The organism is Luteimonas sp. MJ250, assembly GCF_039548455.1.
GTDB lineage: Bacteria > Pseudomonadota > Gammaproteobacteria > Xanthomonadales > Xanthomonadaceae > Luteimonas.
The window spans coordinates 216,918-243,666 of sequence record NZ_JBCLVB010000014.1; the positions used below are offsets into that span (position 1 = coordinate 216,918).

Below are 26,749 nucleotides of genomic sequence, written 5' to 3' on the forward strand. Positions count from 1 at the left end.
ACGCCTGATGGACATCCGACCGATCCTTTCGACCCTGCTGCGGCACAAGACCGCGGCAGCGCTCATCGTCCTCGAGATCGCGCTGACCTGCGCCATCATCTGCAACGCGCTGTTCCTGGTGGGCGAGCGCATCACCGAGATGAACCGGCCCAGCGGCATCGCCCTCGACGAGCTGGTGCGCATCCAGATCATCCCGATCGGCAACGATGCCGACGCCGCCGCGCAGACCCGCTCGGACCTGCAGATGCTGCGCGCGATGCCCGGGGTCAAGGCCGCTACCACCAGCAACCAGGTGCCGTTCGTGAACTCGTCCTGGAACTCCGGGGTCAACCTGACGCCCGACCAGCAGCAGTCGACGCTCACCGCCACAAAGTACATGGGCGACGAACACTTCCTCGACGCGTTCGGCGTGGAGCTGGTGGCCGGCCGCTACTTCACGGCCGACGAACTCGTCGCCCACGCCGCGCTCAGCGATCCGGCGCAGGACGCCAGCCTGCCCGGCGTCGTGGTCACCCGCACGCTGGCCGAGCGGCTGTTTCCGGGCGAGGACCCGCTGGGCAAGGCGCTCTACTTCGGCGGTGACGATCCGGCCCGCATCGTCGGCGTGGTCGCACACCTGATCCGCCCCAGCAGCCTCGGTGGCCCGGAAGCCAGCCAGTACTCGATGATCCTGCCGGTGCGCGTCAGCTACGACCTCGGCGGCCAGTACATCATCCGGACAAGCCCCGAGCGGCGGCAGGAGATCCTGGCCAGCGCCACCGACGCGCTGCGCGCCAACGGGCCCAGGCGCATCATCCTGGAGGAGAACACCAGGACCTTCCGCGAGCTGCGCGACGAGTACTACCAGCAGCAGCGCTCGATGGTCTGGCTGCTCGGCATCGTCTGCATCGCATTGCTGCTGATCACGGCGCTGGGCATCGTCGGACTCGCCAGCTTCTGGGTGCAGCAGCGCAGCAAGCAGATCGGCATCCGCCGCGCGCTGGGCGCGACGCGCGGCCAGATCCTGCGCTATTTCCAGACCGAGAATTTCATCCTGGCCACCATCGGCATCGTGGTCGGTATGGTGCTGGCCTTCGGTATCAACCAGCTGCTGATGGGCCGCTACGAGCTGCCGCGGCTGCCGCTGGTGTACCTGCCGGTGGGTGCGGTCGCGCTGTGGCTGCTGGGGCAGATCGCCGTGCTTGGCCCGGCGCGACGTGCCGCGGCGGTGCCGCCGGCAGTGGCGACCCGAAGCGTATGATCGCGGACCAATGCCCACCATCCTGATCATCGACGACAACGCCGCCGTCGCCAACGCGCTGGAGCTGCTGTTCTCGCTGCACGACATCGACACCGCCAGCGCGGAGTCGCCGGACGAGGGCTTGGCGCGGCTGCGCCAGGGCGGCATCGACCTGGTGATCCAGGACATGAACTTCCAGGCCGACACCACCTCGGGCGAGGAAGGCCTGGCGCTGTTCCACGCCATCCGCGAGCGCGAGCCGGACCTGCCGGTGATCCTGCTGACCGCATGGACGCACCTCGAGTCCGCGGTCGACCTGGTCAAGGCCGGCGCCGCGGACTACCTGGCCAAGCCATGGGACGACCGCAAGCTGCTGGCCACGGTCAACAACCTGCTGGAGCTGTCGGAGGCACGGCGCGAACTGGACCGCCACCGCAGCGGCGAGCGCCGTCGCCGCAGCGCGCTGTCGCGGGACAACGACCTGCGCGGCATGGTCTATGCCGATCCCGCGAGCGAGCGGCTGCTGTCGCTGGCCTGCCAGGTGGCGCGCTCGGAGCTGCCGGTGCTGGTCACCGGGCCCAACGGCGCCGGCAAGGAAAAGATCGCCGAGATCGTGCACGCCAACTCGCTGGCCAAGGACGGGCCCTTCATCGCGCTCAACTGCGGGGCGCTGCCGGGCGAGCTGATCGAAGCCGAGCTGTTCGGCGCCGAGGCCGGCGCATACACCGGTGCGGGCAAGGCGCGCGAGGGCAAGTTCGAGGCCGCCGACGGCGGCACCCTGTTCCTCGACGAGATCGGCAACCTGCCGGCCGCCGGCCAGGTGAAGCTGCTGCGCGTGCTCGAGACCGGCCGCTTCGCGCGCCTGGGCGGCAATCGCGAGCGCCAGGTCAAGGTGCGCGTGGTCAGCGCCACCAACGCCGACCTGCCGGCAATGATCCGCGACGGTCGCTTCCGCGAAGACCTGTATTACCGCCTCAACGCCATTGAACTGGTACTGCCGCCGCTGGCCGAGCGCCCCGACGACATCCTGCCGCTGGCGCTGCACTTCCTGCCCGCCGGCAAGCGCCTGGCCGCAGAGGCCGAGCGCGTCCTGCTCCGCCATGCGTGGCCGGGCAATGTCCGCGAGCTGCGCAACGTGGTGCAGCGCGCGGCGCTGCTGTCACCCGGCGGTGTCGTGGCGGCGACGGCACTGGGGCTGCCCGCCGCCACCGCCGCTGTCGGACCGGCGTCGGCAGCGGGCGGTGGCGAAGAGCCCAACCGGGCGGCGATCGAAGCCGCGCTGGCGCGCAGCGGCGGCGTACTCTCGCAGGCCGCGATCGAGCTGGGCCTGTCGCGACAGGCCCTGTATCGCCGCCTCGATCGCCTCGGCATCCGGCGCGACTGATGGCGTGGCGCCGGCGCCTGCCGCTGGGCATCGCGTTCACCGGCATCGCGCTGGCCTACATGGCGCTGGCCGCAGGACTGACGCTTCTGCTGGAGCACTGGATCCAGGCGCGCTGGCTGGCGGCGCTGGTGGCGGTTGCGCTGCCGCTGCCGCTGCTGCTCTACCACATGCACCGCCTTCTGCGGCCGGCGCATTCGCTGTTCCGCGCGCTGGCCGGCAGCGTGGCCAGCTACCGCGATGGCGACTACAGCTTCGGCGTGAGCTGGGACGGCGGCGGCGAACTGGGCGCCCTGGTGGCCAGCCACCGCGAGCTTGGCGACACGCTGCGCGACCAGCGCCTGCGCCTGGTGCAGCGCGAGCTGCTGCTCGACACCATGGTCCAGAACACGCCGGTGGCGATGCTGCTGGTGGATCCCGGCGGCCACGTGGTGCTCGGCAACCTGGCCGCGCGCAAGCTGCTCGGCGATGGCCGCAAGCTCGAGGGCGTGGCCTTCGACGAACTGCTTGCCCACGCACCCGAAGCGCTGCGCGACGCCGTCGCCCGCGGCGGCGACGGCATGTTCACCGTCGGCCGCGACGACGAGGAAGACATCTACCACCTGTCACGCCGGCTGTTCCGCCTCAACGGCCGCCGCCACGAGCTGGTGCTGCTGCGCCAGCTCACCGCCGAGCTGCGGCGCCAGGAAGTGCAGACCTGGAAGAAGGTGATCCGGGTGATCAGCCACGAGCTCAACAACTCGCTGGCGCCGATCGCCTCGCTCGCGCACTCCGGCGCGGAGCTGCTGCGGCGCGGGCAGCTCGAGCGCCTGCCGGGCGCGCTGGCGACGATCGAAGAGCGCGCGCGGCATCTGGAGGGATTCCTCCGCGACTACGCGCGCTTCGCCAAGCTGCCCGCGCCGCGGCTGGAGGCGATCGACTGGCAGCAGTTCCTCGGCCGCCTGCGCAACCAGGTCGAGTTCGGCATTGAAGGCCACGTGGAAGGCAGCGCACGCGCCGATGTCCCCCAGTTGGAACAGGCCCTGCTCAACCTGCTGAAGAACGCGCACGAGTCCGGCTCGGCGCCGGGCGGCGTGCGCCTGGCGCTGCGGCGCCTTCCCGATGGCTGGCGCATCGACGTGCTCGACCGCGGCAGCGGCATGAACGAGGCGGTGCTGTCCAACGCGCTGCTGCCCTTCTATTCCACCAAGCGCCACGGCACCGGCCTGGGCCTGGCGCTGGCGCGCGAGATCGCCGAAGCCCACGGCGGGCGCATCGCCCTGCTCAACCGCGAAGGCGGTGGCCTGTGCGTGAGCCTGGTGCTTCCGGGCTGATCGAGTCCTTTCTTGTGGGAGCGGCTACAGCTGCTCCCACAGCATTCTCCGACCCTACATTCAGGCCGGCTGTTCTGGCTGCTTCTTCGGGCGCTGCCAGGTGTCGATGGTCTGCTGGCGGCCGCGGGCGATGGTCAGCTTGCCTTCGGGCGCATTGCCGGTGATCACCGAGCCGGCGCCGATCGTCGCATCGCGGCCGATGGTCACCGGCGCCACCAGCGAGGAGTTCGAGCCGATGAACGCGCCGTCCTCGATGGTGGTGGTCGATTTGTTGGCGCCGTCGTAGTTGCAGGTGATGGTGCCGGCGCCGACGTTCACCCCGGCACCGATCGCGGCGTCGCCGAGGTAGCTCAGGTGATTGGCCTTGCTGCCGACGCCAAGCACCGCGTTCTTGGTTTCGACGAAGTTGCCGATGTGCACGCCGTCGGCCAGCACCGTGCCCGGGCGCAGGCGCGCGAACGGACCGATCTGCACCGCGCCTTCGGTGCGGGCGCCGTGGATGTCGCAGTGGGCGCGGACTTCGGTGCCGGGACCGAGCTCGGCATCGCGGATGCGGCAGAAGGGGCCGATGCGCACGCCGTCGCCGAGCACCACGCGGCCTTCGAACACGACGCTGGCATCGATCTCGACGTCACGGCCTACGATGACCTCGCCGCGGATGTCGACCCGTGCCGGATCGGCGAAGCGCACGCCCTCGACGCACAGCGCGCGCACCAGGCGCGCCTGCATCGCGCGCTCGAGCTGCGCCAGCTGCCAGGGGTCGTTCGCGCCTTCGGTCTCGATCGCCTCGTCGACGAACACCATCTCCGCGGCGCTGTACTCGCCGGCGGCCATGGCGAACACGTCGGTCAGGTAGTACTCGCCCTGGGCGTTGTCGCTCGACAGCCGGCCCAGCCAGTTCTTGAGCGCGGTGGCCTCGGCGGCGAGCACGCCGGTGTTGACCGTGGTGATGCGGCGCTGCTCGGCGTCGGCGTCCTTCTCCTCGACGATGGCACCGACGTTGCCCTCGGAATCGCGCACGATGCGGCCGTAGCCGCGCGGGTTGTCGAGTTCGGCCACCAGCACCGCAAGCCGATCGCCGGCCGCGAGCAGGCGATGCAGCGTGTCCGCGGTGATCAGCGGCACGTCGCCGTACAGCACCAGCACCTGGGCGCCGTCGGGCACGCCGGGCATGGCCTCGCGCACGGCATGCCCGGTACCGAGCTGGCGCGCCTGCTCGACCCATTCCAGGTCCGACTGGCCGGCGAAGGCCTCGCGCACCTGGTCGCCGCCGTGGCCGTGGACGACGTGGATCGCAGCGGGCTCGAGCGCGCGTGCGGCGTCGATGACGTGCGCGAGCATCGGCCTGCCGGCGATCTTCTGCAGCACCTTGGGCATTGCGGACTTCATGCGCTTGCCTTCGCCGGCGGCAAGGATCACGACGTGGAGTTCGTTTGCGGTGCGGTCCGGTGCGGGCATGCTCGTCCTGGCCTGGTTGTTCCGGAGGCCATTCTAAGGTGCCTGCTGCTAGCATGCGCGCGATGTCGCGAGCAGCGCCCCCCGAGTCGAGCACCGGAACAGCCACGGCCACGGCCGAAGCGGCTGCTCCGCCGCAGACGGCAGTCCGGCACGTCAGCGCAACGGTGCTGTGGGCCGGAGGCATTGCCTGCGCCGGCGGCGTGCTGTTCCACGGCATGTTCGCGGACTGGGTGCCGGCACGCACCACCGCGCTGATGGTGATCGCCTTGCTGGCGCTGGGACTCGCCTGGGGCCTGCGACGCGCCACCGGAATGGCCATGGCGCACGGACTCGCGCTTGCCTGGCTGCTTGCACTGGCCTGGTTCGGCGACCCCCTGCCGCTGCTCGCGACGCTGCTCATGGCCACCGCCGCCATAGCCCTGGGCGGCCTGCTGCTGCCGCACGCTCCGGCAGCCGCGCAGTGCATCACCGGCCTGGCGTTCGGCGCGGGCGTGCTCGGCTGGATGTTGCCGCTGCCGCTGCACACGCGCTGGACCTACCTGGCGGTGCCGCTGGCGCTGGTCGCGTGGCAGCAGCGCGCGCTCCGCACCACGCTGCGCGCCACCGCGGAAGACTGGCGACGCACGGTGGCCGCCGACCCGCGGGCAATGGTCCTGGTGGTGCTCGTGCTGGGCCTCGCCTCCACGGCATGCTGGCCGCCGACCACCCAGCACGACGACGTCGGCTACCACCTGCTGCTGCCGTGGTCGCTGCAGCTCGACGGCCGGCTGGCGATGGATCCCGATGTCCATGCATGGGCGCTGGCGCCATGGGCGGCCGACGTGCTGCAGGCGGTACCGCAGCTGCTGGCCGGCGCCGAAGCCCGTGGAGCCGTGAATGCGCTGTGGCTGGTGCTCATCGCGGCCGCGCTGTGGCGCCTGGCGGGCCTGCTGGGCGGCGACCTGCGCGCGCGCGCCTGGACGGTCGCGCTGTACGCGAGCATTCCGCTGACCGCAGCGCTTGCGCTTGGCATGCAGACCGAACTCCCCAGTGCCGCGGCGCTGGCGTGGACGGCGTGTCTGGCCTTCAGCACGCCCTCGCGGAGGATGGTGATTGCGGCGTGTGCGCTGCTGGGCCTGTTGCTGGCCACCAAGCTTGCCGCGGCCGGGTTCGCCGCCTTGCTGTTGCCCTGGCTGGCATGGCGGCAGCGCAGCGTGCTGGACCTGCGCACCGCGCTCGGTGGACTCGCCCTGCTGGTCGCGCTGGGCGGCAGCAGCTACGCCTTTGCCTGGTTCATCGCCGGCAATCCGGTCCTGCCATTGATGAACGATGTCTTCGCCTCGCCCTACTTCGGCGGCGCCTTCAGGGACCCGCGCTGGCATGCCGGTGCCGGCCCGCTGCTGCCGTGGCGGATGACGTTCGATACCGGCCGCTACCTCGAGGCCTTCCCGGGTGGCGGCGGATTCGTGCTGGTCGCGCTTGCGGGTGCCTGGCTGGCGGCGCTCTGGCAACGCCGCACGCGTGCGCTCGCTGCGCTTGCCCTGGCGATGATGGCGGCGCCCCTGCTGGCCACCCAGTACCTGCGCTACGTGTACCCGGCGCTGCTGCTCGCCCTGCCGGCCCTGGTGGTGGCGGCGCGTGCGGCGGCGCCGCGCAGCGCCCATGTGCTGTTGGCGGCCACCTGCATCGCCAACCTGCTGTTCCAGGCCAACGGTCACTGGATGCTCCGCACCGGCATGGTGAAGGACACCGTGATGGCCGCCGGCCGCGATGCACCGGCCTTCAGCGAATACGCGCCGTCACGCCTGGTGGCCGCGACCATCCGTGGGCAGCGGGCGTCAGCGCACGGTTCCGCGGGCCCGGTGCTTGCACTCGCGCTGGACGTGCCGATGCTGGCGGAATTCGGGTCCGACGCGCGCAGCGTGTCCTGGTACGACCCGTCGCTGGAGGCGGAGGCGCAGCGCGCAAACGCCGACGCCGGCGGCGCGGCCTGGGTGGCGCTGTGGCGCCGCGAAGGCATCACCGACCTCGTGCTGCGCGTGGACCGCCTGACGCCTGCACAGCACGCCGGCCTGGCCCTGTCCGGCGCACGCCGCGAATCCGCCGTGGGCGAAGTCGAATGGTGGCGCCTGCCACCGGCCGACGCCGTGGTGGCGCCGGAGGAGCCGGCGCGATGACCCTGCGCAGGCAAGGCCCCCGTTACCTGGTGATCGGCGGCATCCAGTGGCTGCTCGATTGGGGCGTCATGGTGCTGCTCAGCCACTTCGGCCTGCGCATCGGGCTGGCCAACGTGGCCGGCCGCATCACCGGCGCGATGCTTGGCTTCTGGCTCAACGGCAAGGTCACCTTCACCGGCGAGGAGCACGTGCTCGGGCGCCGGCAGCTGGTGCGCTTCATCGTGATGTGGCTGGCGATGACCCTGCTGAGCACGGTCGCGATCGAAGCGATCGACGACCTGCTGGGGCGCAAATGGGCGTGGCTTGCGAAGCCGCTGGTGGAGGCCTGCCTGGGCGTGATCGGCTTCCTCGGCTCCAGGCACTGGGTCTACCGCCGCTAGCGCCCGGGACGCGCGGCCAAAAAGAAAAGCCCCGCATGGCTGCGGGGCTCTTTCACCGGGGCCATGGCCCCGGGCGCGGCGTCTTGCCTGCCGTCAGTGCTTCAGGTTCTTGCGCAGGCGCTCCAGCGCCTGCAGCTGCGCCGCGACCTCGGCCATCTTCTGCTGCGCCTCGGCGATGTCCATCGCCTCGCCGCGGCCGGCGAGCACGCGCTCGGCTTCGTCCTTGACCTTGCGCACCGCGGCCTCGTCGATCTCGTCGGCGCGGATCGCGGTGTCGGCCAGGATCGTCACCACCTGCGGCTGCACCTCGAGGATGCCGCCGCTGATGGCGAAGTCCAGCTTCTCGCCGTTGGCTTGGGTGACCACGACCTTGCCCGGCTTCAGGCGGGTGATGAGCGGCGCGTGGCGCGGCGCGATGCCGAGCTCGCCCAGCTCACCGGTGACCACCACCATGGTGGCCTCGCCGCGGAAGATCTCGGCCTCGGCACTGACGATGTCGCAACGGATGGTGGTCATGGGTGCTTACCTGCCTCAGGCCTTTTCGGCCATCTTCGCGGCCTTCTCGACCGCTTCGTCGATGCTGCCGACCATGTAGAACGCCTGCTCCGGCAGGTGGTCGTACTCGCCGTCGACGATGCCCTTGAAGCCGCGGATGGTTTCCTTCAGCGGCACGTACTTGCCCGGCGAGCCGGTGAACACCTCGGCCACATGGAAGGGCTGCGAGAAGAAGCGCTCGATCTTGCGCGCGCGCGACACGGCCTGCTTGTCCTCTTCCGACAGCTCGTCCATGCCCAGGATCGCGATGATGTCCTTCAGCTCCTTGTACTTCTGCAGGGTCATCTGCACGCGGCGCGCGGTGTCGTAGTGCTCGTTGCCGATCACGTTCGGGTCCATCATGCGCGAGGTCGAATCCAGCGGATCGACCGCCGGATAGATGCCCAGCGACGCGATGCTGCGCGACAGCGCGACCGTGGAGTCGAGGTGGGCGAAGGTGGTCGCCGGCGACGGGTCGGTGTAATCGTCCGCGGGCACGTACACGGCCTGGATCGAGGTGATCGAGCCGGTCTTGGTCGAGGTGATGCGCTCCTGCAGGACGCCCATTTCCTCGGCCAGGGTCGGCTGGTAGCCCACCGCCGACGGCATGCGGCCGAGCAGCGCCGAAACCTCGGTGCCGGCCAGGGTGTAGCGGTAGATATTGTCGACGAAGAACAGCACGTCGCGGCCCCGGCCCGACTCGTCCTTCTCGTCGCGGAAGTACTCGGCCATGGTCAGGCCGGTCAGCGCGACGCGCAGGCGGTTGCCCGGCGGCTCGTTCATCTGGCCGTAGACCATCGCCACCTTGTCGAGGACGTTGGAGTCCTTCATCTCGTGGTAGAAGTCGTTGCCCTCGCGGGTACGCTCACCGACGCCCGCGAACACCGACAGGCCTTCGTGCGCCTTGGCGATGTTGTTGATGAGTTCCATCATGTTGACGGTCTTGCCGACGCCGGCGCCGCCGAACAGGCCGACCTTGCCGCCCTTGGCGAACGGGCACATCAGGTCGATGACCTTGATGCCGGTCTCAAGCAGCTCGTTGGCCGCGGCCTGCTCTTCGTAGCTCGGCGCGTCGCGGTGGATTTCCCACTCGGCCGACGCCTCGATGCTGCCGGCCTCGTCGATCGGGCGACCGAGGACGTCCATGATGCGGCCCAGGGTGCCCTTGCCGACCGGCACCGAGATGCCCTTGCCGGTGTTGTTGGCCATGAGGTTGCGCTTCAGGCCGTCGGTCGAACCGAGCGCGATGGTGCGCACGATGCCGTCGCCGAGCTGCTGCTGCACTTCAAGCGTGATTTCGGTGCCTTCGACCTTCAGTGCGTCGTACACCTTCGGCACTTCGCTGCGCGGGAACTCCACGTCGACGACCGCGCCGATGATCTGAACGATCTTGCCCTGGTTGCTCATCACTTAAGTCCTCTGGAACTCGCTGTTTTTTCTGATTGTGGGAGCGGCCATGGCCGCGATTGGTCGGGACCGGGCCACCCGGCCCCTCCCACATGCATGTATGGATCAGACCGCGGCTGCGCCGCCGACGATCCCGGTTGTTCCTGCTACACCGCCGCCGCGCCGCCGACGATCTCGGAAATCTCCTGCGTGATCGCCGCCTGCCGGGCCTTGTTGTAGACCAGGTTGAGCGTGTCGATCAGCTTGTTCGCGTTGTCGCTGGCCGCCTTCATCGCGACCATGCGCGCGGCGTGCTCGGAGGCGATGTTTTCCATCACCGCCTGGTACACCAGCGACTCGATGTAGCGGGTCAGCACGTGCTCGAGCACGGTCTCGGCGTCGGGTTCGTACAGGTAGTCCCAGTCATGGGTCACCAGCTGCTCGTCCGACGGCGGCAGCGGCAGCAGCTGGTCGAAGGCCGCGCGCTGGGTCATCGTGTTGACGAAGTCGTTGTAGACCACGAACACGCGGTCCTGGCGGCCCTCGATGAAGCCGTCGATCATCACCTTGACGATGCCGATCAGCTGCTCGACCTCCGGGTTGTCGCCCAGGTGGGTGACGCTGGCCAGCATGTCCACCTTCAGGCGGCGGAAGAACACCGTCGCCTTCTGGCCGATGGTGACCACGTCGACCTCGACGCCCTTCTCGTGCCACTGCCGGATCTCGCCCAGCAGCTTGCGGAACAGGTTGTTGTTGAGGCCGCCGGCCAGGCCGCGATCCGACGAGACGATGACGTAGCCGACGCGCTTGATCTCGGGCCGCTCGACCAGGAACGGATGCCGGTAGTCGGTATTCGCCTGTGCCAGGTGGCCGATCAGCTGCCTCATCGCGCGCGCGTAGGGGCGCGAGGCCTTCATCCGCTCCTGCGCCTTGCGGATCTTCGAGGCCGAGACCATTTCGAGCGCGCGCGTCACCTTGCGGGTGTTCTGCACGCTCTTGATCTTGGTTTTGATTTCTCTGCCGCCGGCCATGTCTTCGCTCGCTCTGCTCGCTACGGGGTGCTGGATGCTGCTGTCCGGGGACCGGGGTCGGGCGACCCCGCATCCCTGGTACGCCTCACCAGGAACCGGTCGCCTTGAAGTCTTCGATGCCCTTCTTGAACGCCGCTTCGATCTCGTCGTTCCAGGCGCCGCTGCCGTTGACCTTCGAAACCAGCTCGCCGGCGGTATTGTCGAAATGCGCGTGCAGGCCTTCCTCGAAGGCGCCGATCTTGTTGACCGCCACGTCGTCGAGGAAGCCCTCGTTGACCGCGTAGATCGACAGCGCCTGGTGGGCGATCGACATCGGCTGGTACTGCTTCTGCTTCATCAGCTCGGTGACGCGCTGGCCGCGCTCGAGCTGCTTGCGCGTGGCGTCGTCGAGGTCGGAGGCGAACTGCGCGAACGCCGCCAGCTCGCGGTACTGCGCCAGCGAGATGCGGATGCCGCCGGACAGCTTCTTGATGATCTTGGTCTGCGCCGAGCCACCCACGCGCGACACCGAGATGCCGGCGTTCACGGCCGGGCGGATGCCGGCGTTGAACAGGTCGGTCTCGAGGAAGATCTGGCCGTCGGTGATCGAGATCACGTTGGTCGGCACGAACGCGGATACGTCGCCGGCCTGGGTCTCGATGATCGGCAGCGCGGTCAGGCTGCCGGTCTGGCCCTTCACTTCACCCTTGGTGAACTGCTCCACATACTCCTCGGACACGCGCGCGGCGCGCTCGAGCAGGCGGGAGTGCAGGTAGAACACGTCGCCCGGATAGGCTTCGCGGCCCGGCGGGCGGCGCAGCAGCAGCGAGATCTGGCGGTAGGCCACGGCCTGCTTGGACAGGTCGTCGTACACGATCAGCGCGTCTTCGCCGCGGTCCATGAAGTACTCGCCCATGGTGCAGCCGGAGTAGGCGCTGATGTACTGCATCGCCGCCGATTCCGACGCCGTGGCGGCGACGACGACGGTGTGCGCCAGGGCGCCGTTCTCTTCCAGCTTGCGCACGATGTTCGCGACCGTCGAGGCCTTCTGGCCGATGGCGACATACACGCACTTGATGCCGGTGCTCTTCTGGTTGATCACCGCGTCGATGGCCATCGCGGTCTTGCCGGTCTGGCGGTCGCCGATGATCAGTTCGCGCTGGCCGCGGCCGATCGGGATCATCGCGTCGACCGACTTGTAGCCGGTCTGCACCGGCTGGTCGACCGACTTGCGCCAGATCACGCCAGGCGCCACGCGCTCCACCGGGGCGGACAGCTTGGCGCCGATCGGACCCTTGCCATCGATCGGCTCGCCGAGCGCGTTGACCACGCGCCCCAGCATCTCCGGACCCACCGGCACTTCGAGGATGCGGCCGGTGGTCTTGGCCACGTCGCCCTCGCGCAGGTGTTCGTAGTCGCCGAGCACCACGGCACCGACCGAGTCGCGCTCGAGGTTCAGCGCGAGCGCGAAGGTGTCGTTGGGCAGCTCGATCATTTCGCCCTGCATCACGTCGGCCAGGCCGTAGATGCGCACGATGCCGTCGGACACGGAGGTGACCGTGCCCTCGTTGCGCGCTTCGGCGGCCAGCTTGACCGTCTCGATGCGGCTCTTGATCAGTTCGCTGATTTCAGAGGGGTTGAGCTGGGTGCTTGCCATTTCCGGTTCCTCGGTGCGCGCCAGCGGGTGGTGCGCGGTAAGTGGATCTTGTGGTGGCGTCGCGCCGGCCATCGCCGGACCGCAACGGCCCTGTTTACTGGTTCAGTGCCGTCTGCAGGCGGCCGAGCTTGCCGCGCAGCGAACCATCGATGACGACGTCCCCGGCGCTGATCACCGCACCGCCGATGAGGGCGGCGTCGATCGCGGTTTCAACTTCAACCGTGGTGCCGAAACGACGCTCCAGCGCGGCGCGGATACCGGCCATCTCGGCTTCCGGGAGCTCGGCCGCCGAGGTCACCGTCGCGCGCACGATGCGTTCGGCTTCGGCGCGCAGGTCTTCGTACAGGCCCGCGATTTCCGGCAGCTGGGCCAGGCGGCCATTGCTGGCCAGGAGTGCGAGGAAGCTGCGCTGTTCCGCCGTCGCGGCCGCGGGTGCCAGCAGCGTGACCGCGTCGGCGTCGGTGAGCGACGGGTGGCCCAGCAGCGGCGCGACCTGCGGATCGGCCGCGACGCGGGCGGAGAACGCCAGCGCCTGCGACCAGCCCGCGAAATCGCCTCCGTCGCGCGCGATCCCAAAGGCGGCGCGGGCGTAGGGTCGGGCGAGGGTGATCTCCTGGCTCATCGGACTCAGATCTCCGCGGCGAGTTCGTCGAGCAGCGCTTTGTGGGCGTTGGCGTCGATCTCACGCTTCAAGAGCTTCTCGGCACCGGCCACGGCGAGCGCGGACACCTGGCGGCGCAGGTCCTCGCGGGCACGGTTGGCCGAGGCTTCGATCTCAGCGTCGAACAGCGCTTTCTGCCGGATCGACTCGGTCTGCGCTTCCACGCGCGCGGCCTCGACGATCTGGTTGGCGCGCTGGTGCGCCTGGTCGATGATCTCGTTGGCCTTGCTGCGCGCGACCTTGAGCTCCTCGCCCGCCTTGTCCTGGGCCTGCGCAAGCGCGCGCTGGCTGTTGTCGGCGGCGGCGAGGCCCTCGGCGATCTTCTGCTGGCGCTCTTCGATGGCCTTGAGCAGCGGCGGCCAGACGAAGGTGGCGATCAGCCAGATCAGCGCCGCGAACGAAAGCGCTTGGGCGATCAGGGTGAGATTGATGTTCATGGCAGTGCCTGTCGTGTTGGTCGGGGCATGCGGGGCGCATGCCGGCCTTGCTGCGGGGCGCGGGCGGCGGGTGCCGCCCGTGCCGTGCGCGGCGAGGCGATCAGCCGGCCAGCTGCGCCAGGGCGTCGGTCCACGGGCCGATGAACGGGCTGGCGAACGCGAACAGCAGGCCGACGGCGACCGAGATGATGAACGCGGCGTCGATCAGGCCGGCGGTGATGAACATGCGGACCTGCAGCACCGGGATCAGCTCGGGCTGGCGCGCGGCCGACTCGAGGAACTTGCCGGACATGATGGCGAGGCCGAGACCGGCGCCGAGCGCGGCGAGGCCGACCATGATGCCGATACCGAGGGCAGTGAAGGCCTGGACCTGGGCAAGCGTGGTGAGGATGGTTTCCATGGTTATCTCCGGGCGTGATGCTTTGAGGGTTGGACGAAAGGGTTGGGGTGGAGCTGGAGTTGGAGCTGAAAAACTTGAACTTGAACTGGAGCCGGGAACTGGAGCCGGGACGTCAGTGGCTGTCTTCCGACAGGCTCAGGTAGACGATCGACAGCATCATGAAGATGAAGGCCTGCAGCGGGACCACCAGGATGTGGAAGATCATCCAGCCCAAGCCGAACACCGCGCCGCCGAGCATGCCGATGATGCTGGCGCCGCCAAGCACCCAGATCAGCAGGAACACGATCTCGCCGCCGAACATGTTGCCGAACAGTCGCATCGCCAGCGAAACCGGCTTCGAGATCCATTCGACGATGTTGAGGATGAGGTTGAACGGCATCATCCACTTGCCGAAGGGCGCGGTCAGGAATTCCTTTGTGAAGCCGCCCAGGCCCTTGGAGCGCAGGGCGAAGAACAGCATCAGGAAGAACACGCTGATCGACATGCCGAGCGTGGCGTTGACGTCGGCCGTCGGCACCGGCTTCCAGTACTCCACGCCCACCCATGCAAGCGGGATGGCGAAGAAGTCCGCCGGGATGAACTTCAGCATGTTCATCAGCAGGATCCAGAAGAACAGGGTGATCGCGATCGGCGTCACCAGCTTGCTGGTCCCGTGGTACGTGTCCCGCGCCTGGCGGTCGACGAACTCGAGCATGATCTCGACGAAGGCCTGCCACTTTCCGGGCACGCCCGCGGTGGCGCGGCGGGTGGCGATCCAGAACAGGAAGGTGATCAGCAGGCCCATCGCCACCGAGCTGACCAGGGTGTCGACGTGCAGGGTCATGAACGACCCCTCGCCGACCGACGCGGTCAGGTTCTGCAGGTGGTGCTGGATGTAGCTGGTGGGGGTAAGGTCCGCCGCAGCCGCCATTTCAAGGATTCCCGTTTCGATGTCCGCTGGCCATGGCCAGCACCTGTGCCACCAGGGCGACGATCACGCCCCCGATCACTGCGAGGGGCGGCAGCCGCACCAGGCCGATCGCGACCACCAGCACCGCGATCACCACCACCCACTTCGCCAGCAGCCCCAGCACCATGCGCGCAAGCGCGCCGGTGGCCGGTGCAATACCTCCACCGAGCGCCAGCACGCCGTACAGCGCGCCGCCCGCGGCGATGGCCGCGCCTCCTGCCACCGCGCCCAGCGACCACGCGGATCCCTTCGCGAGCAGCGCAAGCGCCAGCGCGGCGACCGCGACCACCTGCCAGGTGATCGTGCGCCGCACCAGCCGCGAACCTGCGGCAAGGGGATTCAACATGGCGTCCTTGGGTGTGGTGCGGGAGCCGGCCAAACAAACTGGCCCCGTCTAGCCCCGGAATTATAGCAGTCGAATCAGGTCGGGGGCCAATGGGAGAAGTCGGGCGCCTGAACGAGGTGTCACGGAGCCCCGGGACGGCAGGTCCACGCTCTGGCCCGGAGCGGATGAATGCGACGGCGGCCGGGCGAAACCTTTTCGCGATCCCGCTGTCTGACCCTGTGCGCGGCCTGCGTGCGCTCTCCCCTCGTCGATCCGCGCAGGCCCTGCAGAAGCCCCGGACTCCCCGGGGCTTCGACTTGTCAGGCGCCGGGCTCCCGCTCGCGGTCGCGCGCGATCCACTCCTCGATCGCACGACGGGCGCGGCGCTCTTCCGCCTTTTCGCGCAGTGCCTCGATGCCCAGCACGCGCTGCAGGCCCACCATCACGCCGATCATCAGCAGCGCGAACGGCAGCGCGGCAACGGTGATGAGCGTCTGCAGCGCCTCCAGCCCGCCAGCCATGAGCATGGCGGCAGCGATCAGGGCGATGGCGATGCCCCAGGCGAACTTGCGCGACAGGGGGGGATCGCCAGCGGTTTCGCCGGACATCAATCCAAGCACCAGCACCGCGGAATCCGCCGAGGTGATGAAGAAGATCACCAGCAGCAGGATGGTCACGCCGGACAGCAGCTGCGCGAACGGCAGGCTGGCGTACATACTGAACAGCACGGTCTCGTAGCCCTGCGCCAGCGCTCCCGCCATGTCTCCGCCTCCCAACATTTCACCCCACAGCGCGGCGCCGCCGAAGGTGGCGAACCAGGCGAAGCCGAGCAGGCTCGGCACCGCGACCACGCCGAGCACGAACTCGCGCACGCTGCGGCCGTAGGAAACGCGGGCGATGAAGGAGCCCACGAAGGGCGACCACGAGATCCACCAGGCCCAGTAGAAAATCGTCCAGTCGGCCACCCAGGTGCTTTCGGAGAACGGCGCCATGCGCAGGCTCATCTCGATGAGATGGTCGAAATAGCTGCCCAGCGAGGTGGTGAAGATCTCGAAGATGAAGCCCGTGGGACCGAGCAGAGCCACCGCCAGCAGGAGCACGCCGGCAAGGATCAGGTTGAAGGTCGACAGCCATTTGATGCCGCGGTCCACGCCGCTGGCGCTGGAGCCCATGTACAGCACGAAGCACGCGCCGATCACCGCCAGCTGCATGCCCAGGCCGGTGGGCAGGCCGAACACGCGCGCCATGCCGGCGCTGATCTGCATGGTGCCGAAGCCCAGCGTGGTGGCGACGCCGATGGCGGTGGCCACCACCGCGACGATGTTGACCAGCGTCCCGATCCAACCCAGGTGGCGGTCCCCGATCAGCGGCTGCAGCAGGTCGCTGATCAGGCCGCGGCCGCCGCGGTTGTACTGGAACCAGGCGATCGCCAAGCCCATCAGCGCGTAGATCGCCCACGGGTGCAGTCCCCAGTGGAAGAAGGTGTAGCGCATGGCTGCGCGGGCCGCCTGCGGGCTGCCCGACGGCAGGCCTTCCGGCGGGTTCACCAGGTGCGAGACCGGCTCCGCGGCACCCCAGAACACCAGGCCGATGCCCATGCCCGCGGCGAACAGCATCGACAGCCAGGCGAAGCCGGAAAACTCGGGCTCCGCGTCACGCCCGCCGATGCGAAGTCGCGCAAAGGGTCCGAACGCCAGGTAGGCCAGGAACACGAGCGTGAGGAACACGATCAGCAGGTACAGCCAGCCGGCATGGCTGATCACCGCGCTCAGTGCCGCCGAGGTCAGCGTGCCGAACGGACCGGGCGCGAACCCGGCGATCACGGCCAGGGCCACGACCAGCAGCAGCGAAATGCGGAACACCATGGGGGGCTCCCCCTTTGTGCGACCGGATGCGGACGACAGCATAGGCCGCTGCCACGTGACGTGACATGACGCCCGATGCCGGCCGGCACCGCGACGACAGACCGCCGCAACGTTTTTCACGCGTCTGCCACCGGCTGGCGTTCAACACTGCACGCCCTTCCCCACCAGCGAAGCTCCCCACATGACCTGCGCGCATCACCGCACTTCCATCAACACCCTGCGACACGCCGCCCTCGCCGTGGCACTGGCGGCCATCGCGTCACCTGCTTTCGCCCAGGACGGCAATGACCGCGACGACCGCTTCACGCTGCGCCTGAGCGCCTTCAACCCGGGCGCCGACCTGCGCCTCGGCGTCGATGGCCAAGCCAGCGACGGCACAGACACCGTAACCTTCTCCGACGCCGCCACGCTCGATACCGGCGACGACTGGCGCCCCCGCGGCGCCCTCAACGTCCGCATCACCGACCGCCAGTCGATCGGCGCCAGCTACTACGATTACGAAAACGACGATGCCTGGAGCTTCGGCGGTGGCGTCGTCAACCCCACCCCCGGCGAATCCCTCGCCCTGCCGGCCGTGGACGCTTCGGGCCGGATCAAGTTCGCGATGGCGTCGCTGCACTACGAGTACGCGATCGTGGCCACGCCGGCCCTGGAATGGGGCCTGGGCCTGGGCGCCACCCACGTCGACCTGGAGGCCGTGGCCGACGCCAGCTGGACCGGGACCGAGGAGCTCGATGCCGGCTCGGCGCGCCTGCGCGACGAAGTCACGGGCTGGAGTCCCGCCGTACACACGCGGCTGACCTGGCGTCCGGTGGACCGCTGGCGCGTGGACTTCGAAGGCCAATACCTGGACACCGACTGGGGCGACTTCGTCGACGAGGACGGCCACTTCGAGCGTGCCGGCGTGGTCGTCGAATACCTGGTGACCGAACGCTTCGGCGTGCACGTCGGCTACGACTGGTTCCGGCTGAAGCTCCGCGACCGGTTCGCCGGAACGATCGTGCCGCCGGCCGAGGCCGGCCTGGCCGATATCGACTACGCGGGCACCGGCAGCGCCCAGCTCAAGGTGCACGGCCCGATGGCGGGCGTGACGTTCCGGTTCTGATGCTGTAGACCGAACCGCCGCGGGGCCCGGAAATCCCGGACCCCGCGGCGCCTGTTCAGTTCCTGACCTGCACGTCGTCGATGTAGACGTTGACGTCGTAGCTGGTGTTGGCGTGGTACAGCCAGATCGCATCCAGCTTCACGCTGCTCGCGCTGATCGCGCCGTTGCCGCCGACCCACGCGTTCCACTGCGCGGCGTCGGTGAGGCTCCAGGAGACGTAGGTCCAGCTGTTGGCGGCGAGGCTGCGGCTGACCGAACGCTCGGTGCCATCGCTGTCATCGATGCCCATGGCCACGCTCATACCGCTGCCACCGGCGTAGACCCAGAAGCCGACGCTGCCGTTGGCACGCGACAGCGCCGTGTTGCTGCCCGGGTTGCCCGAACCAGACAGCAGCCGCACCGCCCAGTTTGCCGATGTGTTGGGATTGTCCTTGAGCAGCACGCGCAGCGAGCAGCTGCCGTTCCTGCGCGTGGTGCAGGTACGGGTGGCGGTGGATGCCGTCGAGATACCGGTCGTGCTGCCCGAATACGCCGGACTGGTGTTGAAATGCCCGACGCTGCCCTCGAACGAGTCGAGGATGCGGGTGCCGCCACCGGACGTCGGGTTCAGGCGGGTGTAATAGCTGGCCCAGTTCCAGTTGATGCCGGGATCGGTGTGCGTCTGCCCGCTGAAGTGCTGGTGGCCCTTGATCTTGACGCTGGTGGGCAGCACGTTGATGCCGCTGCTGGGCGCGCCCTTGTAGGCGCTGGCGCAGCTGATGGCGCTGTACTTTGAGCAGAAGCTGCGCACGAGCGCCGCCGAGGCGTTGTACATCGCGGTGGTGTACCAGCTGCTGTTGTTGACGTAGCCCTCGTGCTCGATGCCCAGGGTATAGCTGTTCTGGTTGCGCACGTGCCAGGCGGTGTGGGCGTTGCGCACCATCTGCGTGACCTGGCCGTCGGAGCTGCGGATCACGTAGTGCGCGCTGACGTTGGACGAGGAGTTCTTGAACCAGCTGATGGTGCCGGCGTAGCTGCCCTGTGCGGTGTGCAGGGTGACCGCGCTGACCGAGGCGCTGCGCGAGGCGTTGTAGTTGCTGGAATGCGCCGGATTCCAGATCGCCGGGCCGTAATCCGTGCTCTGCGCGCGCAGGCTGCCGTCGCCGTCCGTCTTCGAGGCCTTGCGCACCAGCTGCTCGCTCACCGGATCGACGGCGAAGCCGTCGACTTCGATGCGGTCGCCCTCCACGTCCAGGCGCACGAACGGCGCCTGCAGCTTCACCAGCATCGGCACGTCGAAGGCGCGCTCCCAGGCCACCGCCGTCTGCGGCACGACCATGCCCTTCTCGTCGACGCCGCGGTCCTGCGCCAGCAGCACGTCGAAGGCGAAGCTGGCGCGCGCGTAGTCGTCGATCTCGCCGCCGCCGGGCTGGGCGGAGTAGCCGGCATAGCGCGCAAGTTCCGGCGCCAGCGACTCCAGGTCACGCACGTCCTTGCCGCGCAGCTGGCGGCCGAGCAGCGTCGCGGCGGCCATGATATTGGTGGCCGGGTCGCTCTTCACCCGCTCCATGGGGACGCCGAGCAGAGCGGCAGCCTCGCCGACCTGGTCGGCAAAACCGTCACCGGCGTAAAGACCCATCACGCCGTGTGCGGCAGGCATGTGGTGATGGTCGCCCATGTCACCGGCCTCCTCGACGCGGACGTTGTGCCAGCGGCTCTGCACGTAGGCGATGGACTCAAGCGTGCCGCGCGGGATCTGCGGATACGCCGCATAGGCGCGCGCGAAATGCGAAGCATAGGCCGCACGCTCGATGCGCAGCCGCGTCTCTTCTTCGCGCAGGCGTTGGTCCATGGCGCGCTCCTGGCGCTCGAACTCCACCGCGTCGGGCTGCAGCCGGTCCCTGGTCTCCGCTGCCGAGGCATTCGCCGCCACGCCCCCCATGCCGATGCAGGCCACGGCCACGGCCACGCCCAACAACTTCCTGTTTGCAGATTTCATCTCACCCCTCCTGGTTGCGCTTGCGCGCGGAATCCAGGCATCCCCAAGCGCCCGGAACGGGCGTCGATGGCCCGTCAGGCGAGTTGGCGGCCCGGCAGGAGATGGCGACAGATGGGGCCGGCCCTAGATCGGCCGGAAAGGCGAAGCCCGTCCGCGGAAAGCGCGGACGGGATCACGATTTCACGCCGGGTCGCGCGGCCTCAGCCGCGCTTCTTCGGCATGTACAGGTCGGTGATGGTGCCCTCGAAGGCCTCGGCCGCCATCGCCACCGACTCCGAGAGCGTCGGATGCGGGTGGATGGTATGGCCGATGTCGGCGGCTTCGGCGCCCATCTCGATCGCAAGCGCGACCTCGGCGATCAGCTCGCCTGCGTGCACGCCGACGATGGCGCCGCCGATGACGCGCTTGGTCTCTTCGTCGAACAGCAGCTTGGTGAAGCCCTCGCCGCGGCCGATGCCGACCGCACGCGCGCTCGCCGCCCACGGGAACTTCGCCACGCCGGGCTTGATGCCCTTCGCCTTCGCCTCGGTTTCGGTGACGCCCACCCAGGCAATCTCTGGATCGGTATAGGCGACCGACGGGATCACGCGCGCGATCCACTCGCGCTTCTCGCCGGCGGCCACCTCGGCCGCGAGCTTGCCCTCGTGGGTCGCCTTGTGGGCCAGCATCGGCTGGCCGACCAGGTCGCCGATGGCGAAGACGTGGCGAACGTTGGTGCGCATCTGCCCATCGACCTCGATGAAGCCGCGCTCGCCCACGGTGATCCCGGCCTTTTCAGCGCCGATGCGCTTGCCGTTTGGCACGCGACCCACGGCCACCAGCACGCGGTCGTAGAGCTTGCCGTCGGGGATGTTGTCGCCCTCGAAGCTGCAGCTGATGCCGTTCTTCTGCGCCTTGGCCTCGACCACCTTCGTCTTCAGGTGGATCGCGACGCCCTGCTTCTTCAGCCGATCGGCCAGCGGCTTGACCAGGTCCTTGTCGGCGCCCGGCATCAGCTGGTCGGCCAGCTCGACCACGGTGATCTCGCTGCCCAGCGCGCGGTACACCGTCGCCATCTCCAGGCCGATGATGCCGCCGCCAACGACCAGCAGCTTCTTCGGCACCCCGGCCAGCTCGAGCGCGTCGGTGGAATCCATCACCCTCCGGTCGTCCCAGGGGAAACCCGGCAGCTCCAGCGCCTGCGAGCCGGCGGCGATGATGCACTGTTCGAAGCGCAGCAGCTGGACCTTGCCATCGCTGCCGGTGACCTCGATCTCGTTGGTCGAGGCGAAGCTGCCGGTGCCAGTGACCACACGCACCTTGCGCTGCTTCGCCATGCCGGCCAGGCCCTTGTTGAACTGGCCGACCACGCGCTCCTTGTGGCCGCGCAGGGCGTCGATATCGATCCTCGGCTTGCCGAAGCTGATGCCGTAGTCGGCGGCATGCGCGGCCTCGTCGATCACCCCGGCGGCGTGCAGCAGCGCCTTGGACGGAATGCAGCCGACGTTGAGGCAGACGCCGCCGAGCTGTTCGTAGCGCTCGACCAGGACCACGTCCATGCCGAGGTCGGCGGCGCGGAAGGCGGCGGTGTAGCCGCCGGGGCCTGCGCCAAGCACGACCAGGGCGCACTCGATGTCGGCCTTGCGGCCACTGGGTGCGGCTGGCGCGGGCGCTTCCGGTTCGGCGGGCGCGCGATGCGAGCGGGCCACCGGTGGCTTGCCTGGACCGGCGTCATCGGCGGGAGCGGGCCTTTTTGCCGCTGCGCCGGAGTCGCCAGCCTGGGTCGCAGCGTCCGCGGACGCCTCGGCTTCAAGCACCACCACCACGCTGCCCTCGGCCACGGTATCGCCAACCTTGACCTTGACCTCGCGGACCACGCCGGCGGCCGACGAGGGCACTTCCATCGTCGCCTTGTCCGACTCCAGCGTCGCCAGCCCCTGGTCGACGGCGACGGTGTCGCCGACTGCCACCAGCACTTCGATCACCGGCACGCCGTCCAGGCCGCCGATGTCGGGAACCTTCACTTCGATCATGTTCGCCATGGTCGCGCCCTCAGAGCATCGCCCGGCGCATGTCGCCGAGCAGCTGTGCGAGATAGGCGGTGAAACGCGCCGCCGCGGCACCGTCGATCACCCGGTGGTCGTAACTCAGCGACAGCGGCAGCATCAGCCGCGGCTTGAACTTCTCGCCGTTCCAGACCGGCTGCATCGCCGACCTGGACACGCCCAGGATCGCCACCTCCGGCGCGTTGATGATCGGCGTGAACGAGGTACCGCCGATGCCGCCCAGCGAGCTGATCGAGAAGCAGCCGCCGGACATGTCCGCCGGGCCGATCTTGCCGTCGCGCGCCTTCTTCGCCAGCACCGAGGTTTCCTGCGCGATCCCGTTGATGCCCTTGCGGTCGCAGTCGCGCACCACCGGGACCATCAGGCCCTTGGGCGTGTCGGCGGCGAAGCCGATGTTGAAATATTTCTTCAGGGTCAGCGTTTCACCGCTGGCATCGAGCGAGGCGTTGAACTCCGGGAACTCCTGCAGCGCCACGACGCTGGCCTTCATGATGAAGGCGAGCATGGTCAGCTTGACGCCTTCGCCCTTGGCGGCGGCGCGCTCGTTCTCCTTGTTGAGCGCGACCCGCAGCGCCTCGAGATCGGTGATGTCGGCACTGTCGTGCTGGGTGACGTGCGGAATCATCGCCCAGTTGCGCGCGAGATTGGCGCCGCTGATCTTCTGGATCCGGGTCAGCGGCTGCTCCTCGACCTCGCCGAACTTCGAGAAGTCGACCTTCGGCCAGGGCAGCAGCGACAGCCCGGCACCGCCGGCGACCGCGCCCCCGGCAGTGGCGCCGCCCTGCAGCGCGCCCTTCACGAACTGCTGCACGTCCTCGCGGGTGATGCGCCCGTTGCGCGCGCTGCCCTTCACCTGCAGCAGGTCGACGCCGAGCTCGCGCGCGAACAGCCGTATCGCGGGGCTGGCATAGGGCACCTTGCCCGGCAGCAGTGCATCGGCGTCGAAGCGCCGCGGCGGCGCGGTGTCTTCGGCCGCAGCCACGCCGGCCTGGTGGTCGATCGAGGCCTGGGCGATGTTGTCGGCGGCCTCGGCCACGGCCACCGGCTGCACCCGGGTCCCGGTTTCGGCGGCGGGCGTGGTTTTCGCGTCCGCTTCGGGCTGGGCACGCTCTTCACCGCCAGCGTCGCCCCCGGCCTTGGGCGCGGGCGCAGCGCTTCCGGAACCGGCATCCCCGGCTGCGTCGGCGTCGGCGTCGGCGTCGGCCGCCTCGATCAGCGCCACCACGCCGCCTTCTGACAGCGTGTCGCCCACCTTCACCTTGAGCTCGCGCACGGTGCCCGCGAACGGCGACGGGACCTCCATCGTGGCCTTGTCGGATTCGAGGGTGATGAGGCTCTGGTCCTTGTCGACCTTGTCGCCGACGGCGACCAGCACTTCAATCACCGGAACGTCGTCGAAACCTCCGATGTCCGGTACGCGTGCTTCCTGGGTGCTGGCCATCGGGGTCTCCACGGGGGGATCGGTCGGGCCGCTATTGTGGCCCCGGCCGCTGCACGCGCCAAGCGCGCCGCCCCCGCGCCGGCGCTCATCCGCGATTCACCGGCGTGGACGCGTGGTGCAGTGGATGAACCGGATGTGTGGAAGTTCCCGTGATCCCGCCGCCGCGACAAGCGGGATTCATGCGCGCATCGATAGGGTGGCGCCGTCCCATCCCGGGACCATACGTTCGTAACGAGGAGACTCCCCCATGTCCCCCATGAAGATCCTGATTCCGGCCGCGCTGGCCATTGCCATCACCCCGACCGCCTTTGCCCAGGACGCCGGCAGCACCGCCGACAAGCGCGTCTCGGTCGTCGCCGGCTATTCGATGGTGGAACCGACCCGCAACCCCGAGATCGCCGGTACCCGTACCGAGTTCGAGGGCGAGGGCACGCCCACGCTTGGCGTGACCTACCACATCACCGACAACTGGGGCGTTGAAGCCTGGGCCGCGGACAGCTACGGCCAGCGCGTCAACGCCGGCGGCGGCAAGGTCGGCAGCGTCGACGCCCAGCCCTACTCGCTGAGCGGCCAGTACCGCTTCGGCACCCCCGACAGCACCGTGCGCCCGTTCGTCGGCCTCGGCTACCACGAGACCAACTACGACAACGAGAGCGCCACGCCCGCCGGCGATCGCGTCGGCGTGGAGACCGCCAAGGGTGCGGTGGCGACGGTCGGCATGGACGTCAACATCACCCCGACCTGGTTTGCGCGCGCCGATGCGCGCTACTTCCAGGCCGACTCCGACGTGAAGATCAACGGCGTGGACGCCGGCGAGGCCAAGCTTGACCCGGTGGTCCTCGGCGTGGGCATCGGCGCACGGTTCTGACGCCGGACCCTGTGACGCATCCGACTGATGGAGACGGGCCCTGCGGGGCCCGTTTCCGTTTCCGGCGCCGGCCGGCCACGACCCCGCTTACGGTTTCGCTTCCACCTTGGCCATACGGTTTGCGCGGTCCGGCTCAGCTTTCGCCGCTTTCCAACGGCTGCGCCTTGACCACCCGCTCCCGCCGCATCATGTACAGCCCGCTGACGACGATGATCGCCGCACCCAGCCAGGTCATGCCGTCGGGCAGGGCCTGCCACAGCACCAGGTCCAGCACCACCACCCAGAGCAGGGCGGTGTACTCCAGCGGCGCGATCAGCGAGGCCTGGCCCAGGCGGAAGGCGTGGGTCAGCGCGACCTGCCCCAGGGTGCCGGACACCGCGATGCCGGCCAGCAGCCAGCCATCGGCCATGCGCAGCGGCACCCACTGCGGCCAGGCCAGCAGTCCCGCGCCGATGGCGACCATGGCCAGGAACCAGAACACCAGCGACTGCGCACTGTCGCGCTGCGCCAGCATGCGCACGATCACGACCGAGGCCGCATAGCAGACGGTGGCAAACAGCACCAGCAAGCCCGCATGCGTGAGCACGCCCTCCCCGCCCGGCCGCAGCACCACCAGCACGCCGACGATGCCGACCATGATCGCCGTCCAGCGCCGCGGCCCGACGTGCTCGCGCAGCAGCGGCACCGCCATCGCGGTGACCAGCAGCGGCCCGACGAAGGTGATCGCATAGGCGGTCGACATCGGCAGGTCACGCAGGCCGGCGACGAAACACGACAGGAACCCCACGCCCAGCACGCCGCGCAGCAGGTGCAGCGGCCAGTGGATGCGCAACAGCGGCCGCAGGCCGGTGGTCGCGGCCGCCCATGCCAGCACCAGCGGCAGGCCGACCAGTCCGCGCAGCGCCGCCACCTGCAAGGGCGGGTAATGCCCCGCAAGCTGCTTCATGCAGGCATCCATCACGCACAGCACGGCGACCGCGATGAGCATCGCGGCGATGGCGCGACGGTGGTCGCGCGCGGCCACCTCTTCGCTGGCATCGACGGTGCCGCCGACAGCCGCGTCCGCCGCCGTTCCGGGTCCAACCGGGTCCATTGACCGCGCTCAGCCGCCGAACGTGGCGGCGTCGATCACGAAGCGGTAGCGCACGTCGCCGCGCAGCATGCGTTCGTAGGCCTCGTTGATGCCGGCGGCGTCGATCAGCTCGATGTCGCTGGCCACGCCGTTGGCGGCGCAGAAGTCGAGCATTTCCTGGGTCTCGCGAATGCCGCCGATCAACGAACCGGCCAGCCGGCGGCGGCCCATCACCAGTGCACCCGCCGACACCGGCGTCGGCTCGGGCATCCCCAGCAGGACCATCGTGCCGTCGATCTTCAGCATGCCCAGGTAGAGGTTGTAGTCGTGGGCGGCGGAGGCGGTATCGAGGATCATGTCGAAGCGCTTGGCCAGGCGTCGCGCCGCGCCGCGATCGCTGCCGGCCACTTCGAAGGCATGGGCGCCCAGCTTCAGCGCGTCCTCGCGCTTGCGCTCCGAGGTGCTGAGCACGGTCACGCGCGCGCCCATCGCGACGCCCAGCTTGACCGCCATGTGGCCGAGCCCGCCCAGGCCGACCACGCCGAGCTCGTCACCGGCCTTCAGCCCGAAGCGACGCAGCGGCGAGAACGTGGTGATGCCGGCGCACAGCAGCGGCGCGGCGCGATCCAGCGGCAGGCCGTCCGGAATCCGCAGCACGTAGTCCTGGTGCACGGTGATGCGCGTGGAATAGCCGCCCTGGGTGACTTCGCCGGTGGACGGATCGACGCTGCCGTAGGTGGCGACCATGCCCTTGTCGCAGTACTGCTCCTCGCCCGCCGCGCACTGCGCACAGCTGCGGCAGGAGTCGACGAAGCAGCCCACGCCGACCGCATCACCCACCTTGTACCGCTCCACGCCTTCACCGACCGCGGCAACATGGCCGACGATCTCGTGCCCAGGCACCAGCGGGTAGTCCACCGCGCCCCACTCGCCGCGCACGGTGTGGAGGTCGGAATGACAGATGCCGCAATAGCGGATGTCGATCAATACTTCGCCGGCGCGCGGCTCGCGGCGCTCCAGGCTCCAGGGCGCCAGCGGCGCGGTGGCCGAGGTGGCGGCATAGGCGGCGGTCTTGTGCATGGACGGACTCCGGGAATGGCCGTGGGGGC

23 protein-coding genes are annotated in these 26,749 nt (G+C 69.1%); 7 read left to right on the top strand and 16 right to left on the bottom strand.

All coding sequences use genetic code 11. The features are described from left to right. Window positions 1-7 precede the first annotated feature (7 nt). From WCE37_RS12135 to WCE37_RS12145, 3 genes are read left to right on the top strand one after another with little or no spacing between them, the layout of a single operon-like run. Entirely contained in the window at window positions 8-1,240 is a 1,233-nt protein-coding gene (locus tag WCE37_RS12135; RefSeq protein WP_343279590.1) for an FtsX-like permease family protein, read from the top strand. A 10-nt stretch (window positions 1,241-1,250) separates the two neighbouring features. Beyond that, window positions 1,251-2,603 (top strand): sigma-54 dependent transcriptional regulator, encoded by a 1,353-nt coding sequence (locus WCE37_RS12140; protein WP_343279591.1) that lies wholly within the window; start codon window positions 1,251-1,253, stop codon window positions 2,601-2,603. Continuing rightward, window positions 2,603-3,913: a PAS domain-containing sensor histidine kinase gene (locus WCE37_RS12145; protein WP_343279592.1), complete on the top strand. Its 1,311-nt coding sequence runs from the start codon at window positions 2,603-2,605 to the stop codon at window positions 3,911-3,913. Before WCE37_RS12140 ends, WCE37_RS12145 begins: the two co-directional genes overlap by 1 nt. Window positions 3,914-3,973: 60 nt before the next feature. On the opposite strand, the gene glmU is transcribed toward WCE37_RS12145, so the two are convergent. Further along, window positions 3,974-5,371 (bottom strand): bifunctional UDP-N-acetylglucosamine diphosphorylase/glucosamine-1-phosphate N-acetyltransferase GlmU, encoded by a 1,398-nt coding sequence (gene glmU / locus WCE37_RS12150; protein WP_343279593.1) that lies wholly within the window; start codon window positions 5,369-5,371, stop codon window positions 3,974-3,976. A gap of 62 nt (window positions 5,372-5,433) precedes the next feature. On the opposite strand from glmU, the gene WCE37_RS12155 reads away from it, so the two are divergent. Further along, window positions 5,434-7,527 carry a hypothetical protein gene (locus tag WCE37_RS12155; protein WP_343279594.1) on the top strand — a complete coding sequence of 698 codons (2,094 nt, stop codon included), beginning with the start codon at window positions 5,434-5,436 and terminating at the stop codon, window positions 7,525-7,527. Further along, on the top strand, window positions 7,524-7,907 hold the full coding sequence (locus tag WCE37_RS12160; RefSeq protein ID WP_343279595.1) for a GtrA family protein: 384 nt from the start codon (window positions 7,524-7,526) through the stop codon (window positions 7,905-7,907). The genes WCE37_RS12155 and WCE37_RS12160 overlap by 4 nt, the downstream gene beginning before the upstream one ends. 93 nt (window positions 7,908-8,000) lie before the next feature. Here the strand turns inward: WCE37_RS12160 and WCE37_RS12165 are convergent, their stop codons facing one another. The 10 genes from WCE37_RS12165 to WCE37_RS12210 all read right to left on the bottom strand — a co-directional run bounded on the left by WCE37_RS12165 (window position 8,001) and on the right by WCE37_RS12210 (window position 17,131). After that, complete coding sequence (locus WCE37_RS12165) at window positions 8,001-8,423, bottom strand: F0F1 ATP synthase subunit epsilon (protein WP_343279596.1); 423 nt, start codon at window positions 8,421-8,423, stop codon at window positions 8,001-8,003. A gap of 15 nt (window positions 8,424-8,438) precedes the next feature. Further along, a complete protein-coding gene (gene atpD / locus WCE37_RS12170; RefSeq protein WP_343279597.1) occupies window positions 8,439-9,848 on the bottom strand; it encodes a F0F1 ATP synthase subunit beta in 1,410 nt (469 codons plus the stop codon). Between the two features lie 146 nt (window positions 9,849-9,994). Further along, window positions 9,995-10,858, bottom strand: a complete 864-nt coding sequence (gene atpG, locus WCE37_RS12175; RefSeq protein ID WP_343279598.1) for a F0F1 ATP synthase subunit gamma — start codon at window positions 10,856-10,858, stop codon at window positions 9,995-9,997. An 85-nt stretch (window positions 10,859-10,943) separates the two neighbouring features. Continuing rightward, complete coding sequence (gene atpA, locus WCE37_RS12180) at window positions 10,944-12,494, bottom strand: F0F1 ATP synthase subunit alpha (RefSeq protein WP_343256076.1); 1,551 nt, start codon at window positions 12,492-12,494, stop codon at window positions 10,944-10,946. 94 nt (window positions 12,495-12,588) lie between these two features. Beyond that, window positions 12,589-13,116: a F0F1 ATP synthase subunit delta gene (locus tag WCE37_RS12185; protein WP_343279599.1), complete on the bottom strand. Its 528-nt coding sequence runs from the start codon at window positions 13,114-13,116 to the stop codon at window positions 12,589-12,591. A 5-nt stretch (window positions 13,117-13,121) separates the two neighbouring features. Next, window positions 13,122-13,592: a F0F1 ATP synthase subunit B gene (locus WCE37_RS12190; RefSeq protein ID WP_343256078.1), complete on the bottom strand. Its 471-nt coding sequence runs from the start codon at window positions 13,590-13,592 to the stop codon at window positions 13,122-13,124. Between the two features lie 100 nt (window positions 13,593-13,692). Next, on the bottom strand, window positions 13,693-13,992 hold the full coding sequence (gene atpE, locus WCE37_RS12195; RefSeq protein ID WP_343256079.1) for a F0F1 ATP synthase subunit C: 300 nt from the start codon (window positions 13,990-13,992) through the stop codon (window positions 13,693-13,695). Between the two features lie 112 nt (window positions 13,993-14,104). Beyond that, on the bottom strand, window positions 14,105-14,902 hold the full coding sequence (atpB, locus tag WCE37_RS12200) for a F0F1 ATP synthase subunit A (protein ID WP_343277281.1): 798 nt from the start codon (window positions 14,900-14,902) through the stop codon (window positions 14,105-14,107). A 1-nt stretch (window position 14,903) separates the two neighbouring features. After that, window positions 14,904-15,287 (bottom strand): hypothetical protein, encoded by a 384-nt coding sequence (locus WCE37_RS12205; RefSeq protein WP_343277280.1) that lies wholly within the window; start codon window positions 15,285-15,287, stop codon window positions 14,904-14,906. 299 nt (window positions 15,288-15,586) lie between these two features. Beyond that, the gene (locus tag WCE37_RS12210) at window positions 15,587-17,131 is read right to left on the bottom strand and encodes a BCCT family transporter (protein ID WP_343279600.1); all 1,545 of its coding nucleotides are present in this window, start codon (window positions 17,129-17,131) and stop codon (window positions 15,587-15,589) included. 181 nt (window positions 17,132-17,312) lie between these two features. Between WCE37_RS12210 and WCE37_RS12215 the strand changes: the two genes are divergently transcribed. After that, complete coding sequence (locus WCE37_RS12215; protein ID WP_343279601.1) at window positions 17,313-18,236, top strand: hypothetical protein; 924 nt, start codon at window positions 17,313-17,315, stop codon at window positions 18,234-18,236. Window positions 18,237-18,291: 55 nt separating this feature from the next. Here the strand turns inward: WCE37_RS12215 and WCE37_RS12220 are convergent, their stop codons facing one another. From WCE37_RS12220 to WCE37_RS12230, 3 genes are all read right to left on the bottom strand, one after another. After that, entirely contained in the window at window positions 18,292-20,214 is a 1,923-nt protein-coding gene (locus WCE37_RS12220) for a peptidoglycan recognition family protein (RefSeq protein WP_343279602.1), read from the bottom strand. Window positions 20,215-20,414: 200 nt separating this feature from the next. Next, window positions 20,415-22,235 (bottom strand): dihydrolipoyl dehydrogenase, encoded by a 1,821-nt coding sequence (gene lpdA, locus WCE37_RS12225; RefSeq protein WP_343279603.1) that lies wholly within the window; start codon window positions 22,233-22,235, stop codon window positions 20,415-20,417. 10 nt (window positions 22,236-22,245) lie between these two features. After that, window positions 22,246-23,700 carry a dihydrolipoyllysine-residue acetyltransferase gene (locus tag WCE37_RS12230; protein WP_343279604.1) on the bottom strand — a complete coding sequence of 485 codons (1,455 nt, stop codon included), beginning with the start codon at window positions 23,698-23,700 and terminating at the stop codon, window positions 22,246-22,248. A 247-nt stretch (window positions 23,701-23,947) separates the two neighbouring features. Here WCE37_RS12230 and WCE37_RS12235 point away from each other — a divergent pair, with 247 nt between their 5' ends. Continuing rightward, the gene (locus WCE37_RS12235; RefSeq protein ID WP_343256087.1) at window positions 23,948-24,568 is read left to right on the top strand and encodes an OmpW family outer membrane protein; all 621 of its coding nucleotides are present in this window, start codon (window positions 23,948-23,950) and stop codon (window positions 24,566-24,568) included. Between the two features lie 133 nt (window positions 24,569-24,701). Here WCE37_RS12235 and WCE37_RS12240 read toward each other — a convergent pair whose 3' ends face one another. Both WCE37_RS12240 and WCE37_RS12245 read right to left on the bottom strand, forming a co-directional pair. Continuing rightward, window positions 24,702-25,556, bottom strand: coding sequence for a DMT family transporter (locus WCE37_RS12240; RefSeq protein ID WP_343279664.1), 855 nt, complete (start codon window positions 25,554-25,556; stop codon window positions 24,702-24,704). Between the two features lie 114 nt (window positions 25,557-25,670). Continuing rightward, window positions 25,671-26,720: an NAD(P)-dependent alcohol dehydrogenase gene (locus WCE37_RS12245; RefSeq protein ID WP_343279605.1), complete on the bottom strand. Its 1,050-nt coding sequence runs from the start codon at window positions 26,718-26,720 to the stop codon at window positions 25,671-25,673. Between the last annotated feature and the right edge of the window lie 29 nt (window positions 26,721-26,749).

Bases quoted from the DNA above. Each gene is read 5' to 3' on its own strand.
- WCE37_RS12135 (WP_343279590.1), top strand. From the start codon at position 8: ATGGACATCCGACCGATCCTTTCGACCCTGCTGCGGCACAAGACCGCG.
- WCE37_RS12140 (WP_343279591.1), top strand. From the start codon at position 1,251: ATGCCCACCATCCTGATCATCGACGACAACGCCGCCGTCGCCAACGCG.
- WCE37_RS12145 (WP_343279592.1), top strand. From the start codon at position 2,603: ATGGCGTGGCGCCGGCGCCTGCCGCTGGGCATCGCGTTCACCGGCATC.
- glmU (WP_343279593.1), bottom strand. From the start codon at position 5,371: ATGCCCGCACCGGACCGCACCGCAAACGAACTCCACGTCGTGATCCTT.
- WCE37_RS12155 (WP_343279594.1), top strand. From the start codon at position 5,434: ATGTCGCGAGCAGCGCCCCCCGAGTCGAGCACCGGAACAGCCACGGCC.
- WCE37_RS12160 (WP_343279595.1), top strand. From the start codon at position 7,524: ATGACCCTGCGCAGGCAAGGCCCCCGTTACCTGGTGATCGGCGGCATC.
- WCE37_RS12165 (WP_343279596.1), bottom strand. From the start codon at position 8,423: ATGACCACCATCCGTTGCGACATCGTCAGTGCCGAGGCCGAGATCTTC.
- atpD (WP_343279597.1), bottom strand. From the start codon at position 9,848: ATGAGCAACCAGGGCAAGATCGTTCAGATCATCGGCGCGGTCGTCGAC.
- atpG (WP_343279598.1), bottom strand. From the start codon at position 10,858: ATGGCCGGCGGCAGAGAAATCAAAACCAAGATCAAGAGCGTGCAGAAC.
- atpA (WP_343256076.1), bottom strand. From the start codon at position 12,494: ATGGCAAGCACCCAGCTCAACCCCTCTGAAATCAGCGAACTGATCAAG.
- WCE37_RS12185 (WP_343279599.1), bottom strand. From the start codon at position 13,116: ATGAGCCAGGAGATCACCCTCGCCCGACCCTACGCCCGCGCCGCCTTT.
- WCE37_RS12190 (WP_343256078.1), bottom strand. From the start codon at position 13,592: ATGAACATCAATCTCACCCTGATCGCCCAAGCGCTTTCGTTCGCGGCG.
- atpE (WP_343256079.1), bottom strand. From the start codon at position 13,992: ATGGAAACCATCCTCACCACGCTTGCCCAGGTCCAGGCCTTCACTGCC.
- atpB (WP_343277281.1), bottom strand. From the start codon at position 14,902: ATGGCGGCTGCGGCGGACCTTACCCCCACCAGCTACATCCAGCACCAC.
- WCE37_RS12205 (WP_343277280.1), bottom strand. From the start codon at position 15,287: ATGTTGAATCCCCTTGCCGCAGGTTCGCGGCTGGTGCGGCGCACGATC.
- WCE37_RS12210 (WP_343279600.1), bottom strand. From the start codon at position 17,131: ATGGTGTTCCGCATTTCGCTGCTGCTGGTCGTGGCCCTGGCCGTGATC.
- WCE37_RS12215 (WP_343279601.1), top strand. From the start codon at position 17,313: ATGACCTGCGCGCATCACCGCACTTCCATCAACACCCTGCGACACGCC.
- WCE37_RS12220 (WP_343279602.1), bottom strand. From the start codon at position 20,214: ATGAAATCTGCAAACAGGAAGTTGTTGGGCGTGGCCGTGGCCGTGGCC.
- lpdA (WP_343279603.1), bottom strand. From the start codon at position 22,235: ATGGCGAACATGATCGAAGTGAAGGTTCCCGACATCGGCGGCCTGGAC.
- WCE37_RS12230 (WP_343279604.1), bottom strand. From the start codon at position 23,700: ATGGCCAGCACCCAGGAAGCACGCGTACCGGACATCGGAGGTTTCGAC.
- WCE37_RS12235 (WP_343256087.1), top strand. From the start codon at position 23,948: ATGTCCCCCATGAAGATCCTGATTCCGGCCGCGCTGGCCATTGCCATC.
- WCE37_RS12240 (WP_343279664.1), bottom strand. From the start codon at position 25,556: ATGCTCATCGCGGTCGCCGTGCTGTGCGTGATGGATGCCTGCATGAAG.
- WCE37_RS12245 (WP_343279605.1), bottom strand. From the start codon at position 26,720: ATGCACAAGACCGCCGCCTATGCCGCCACCTCGGCCACCGCGCCGCTG.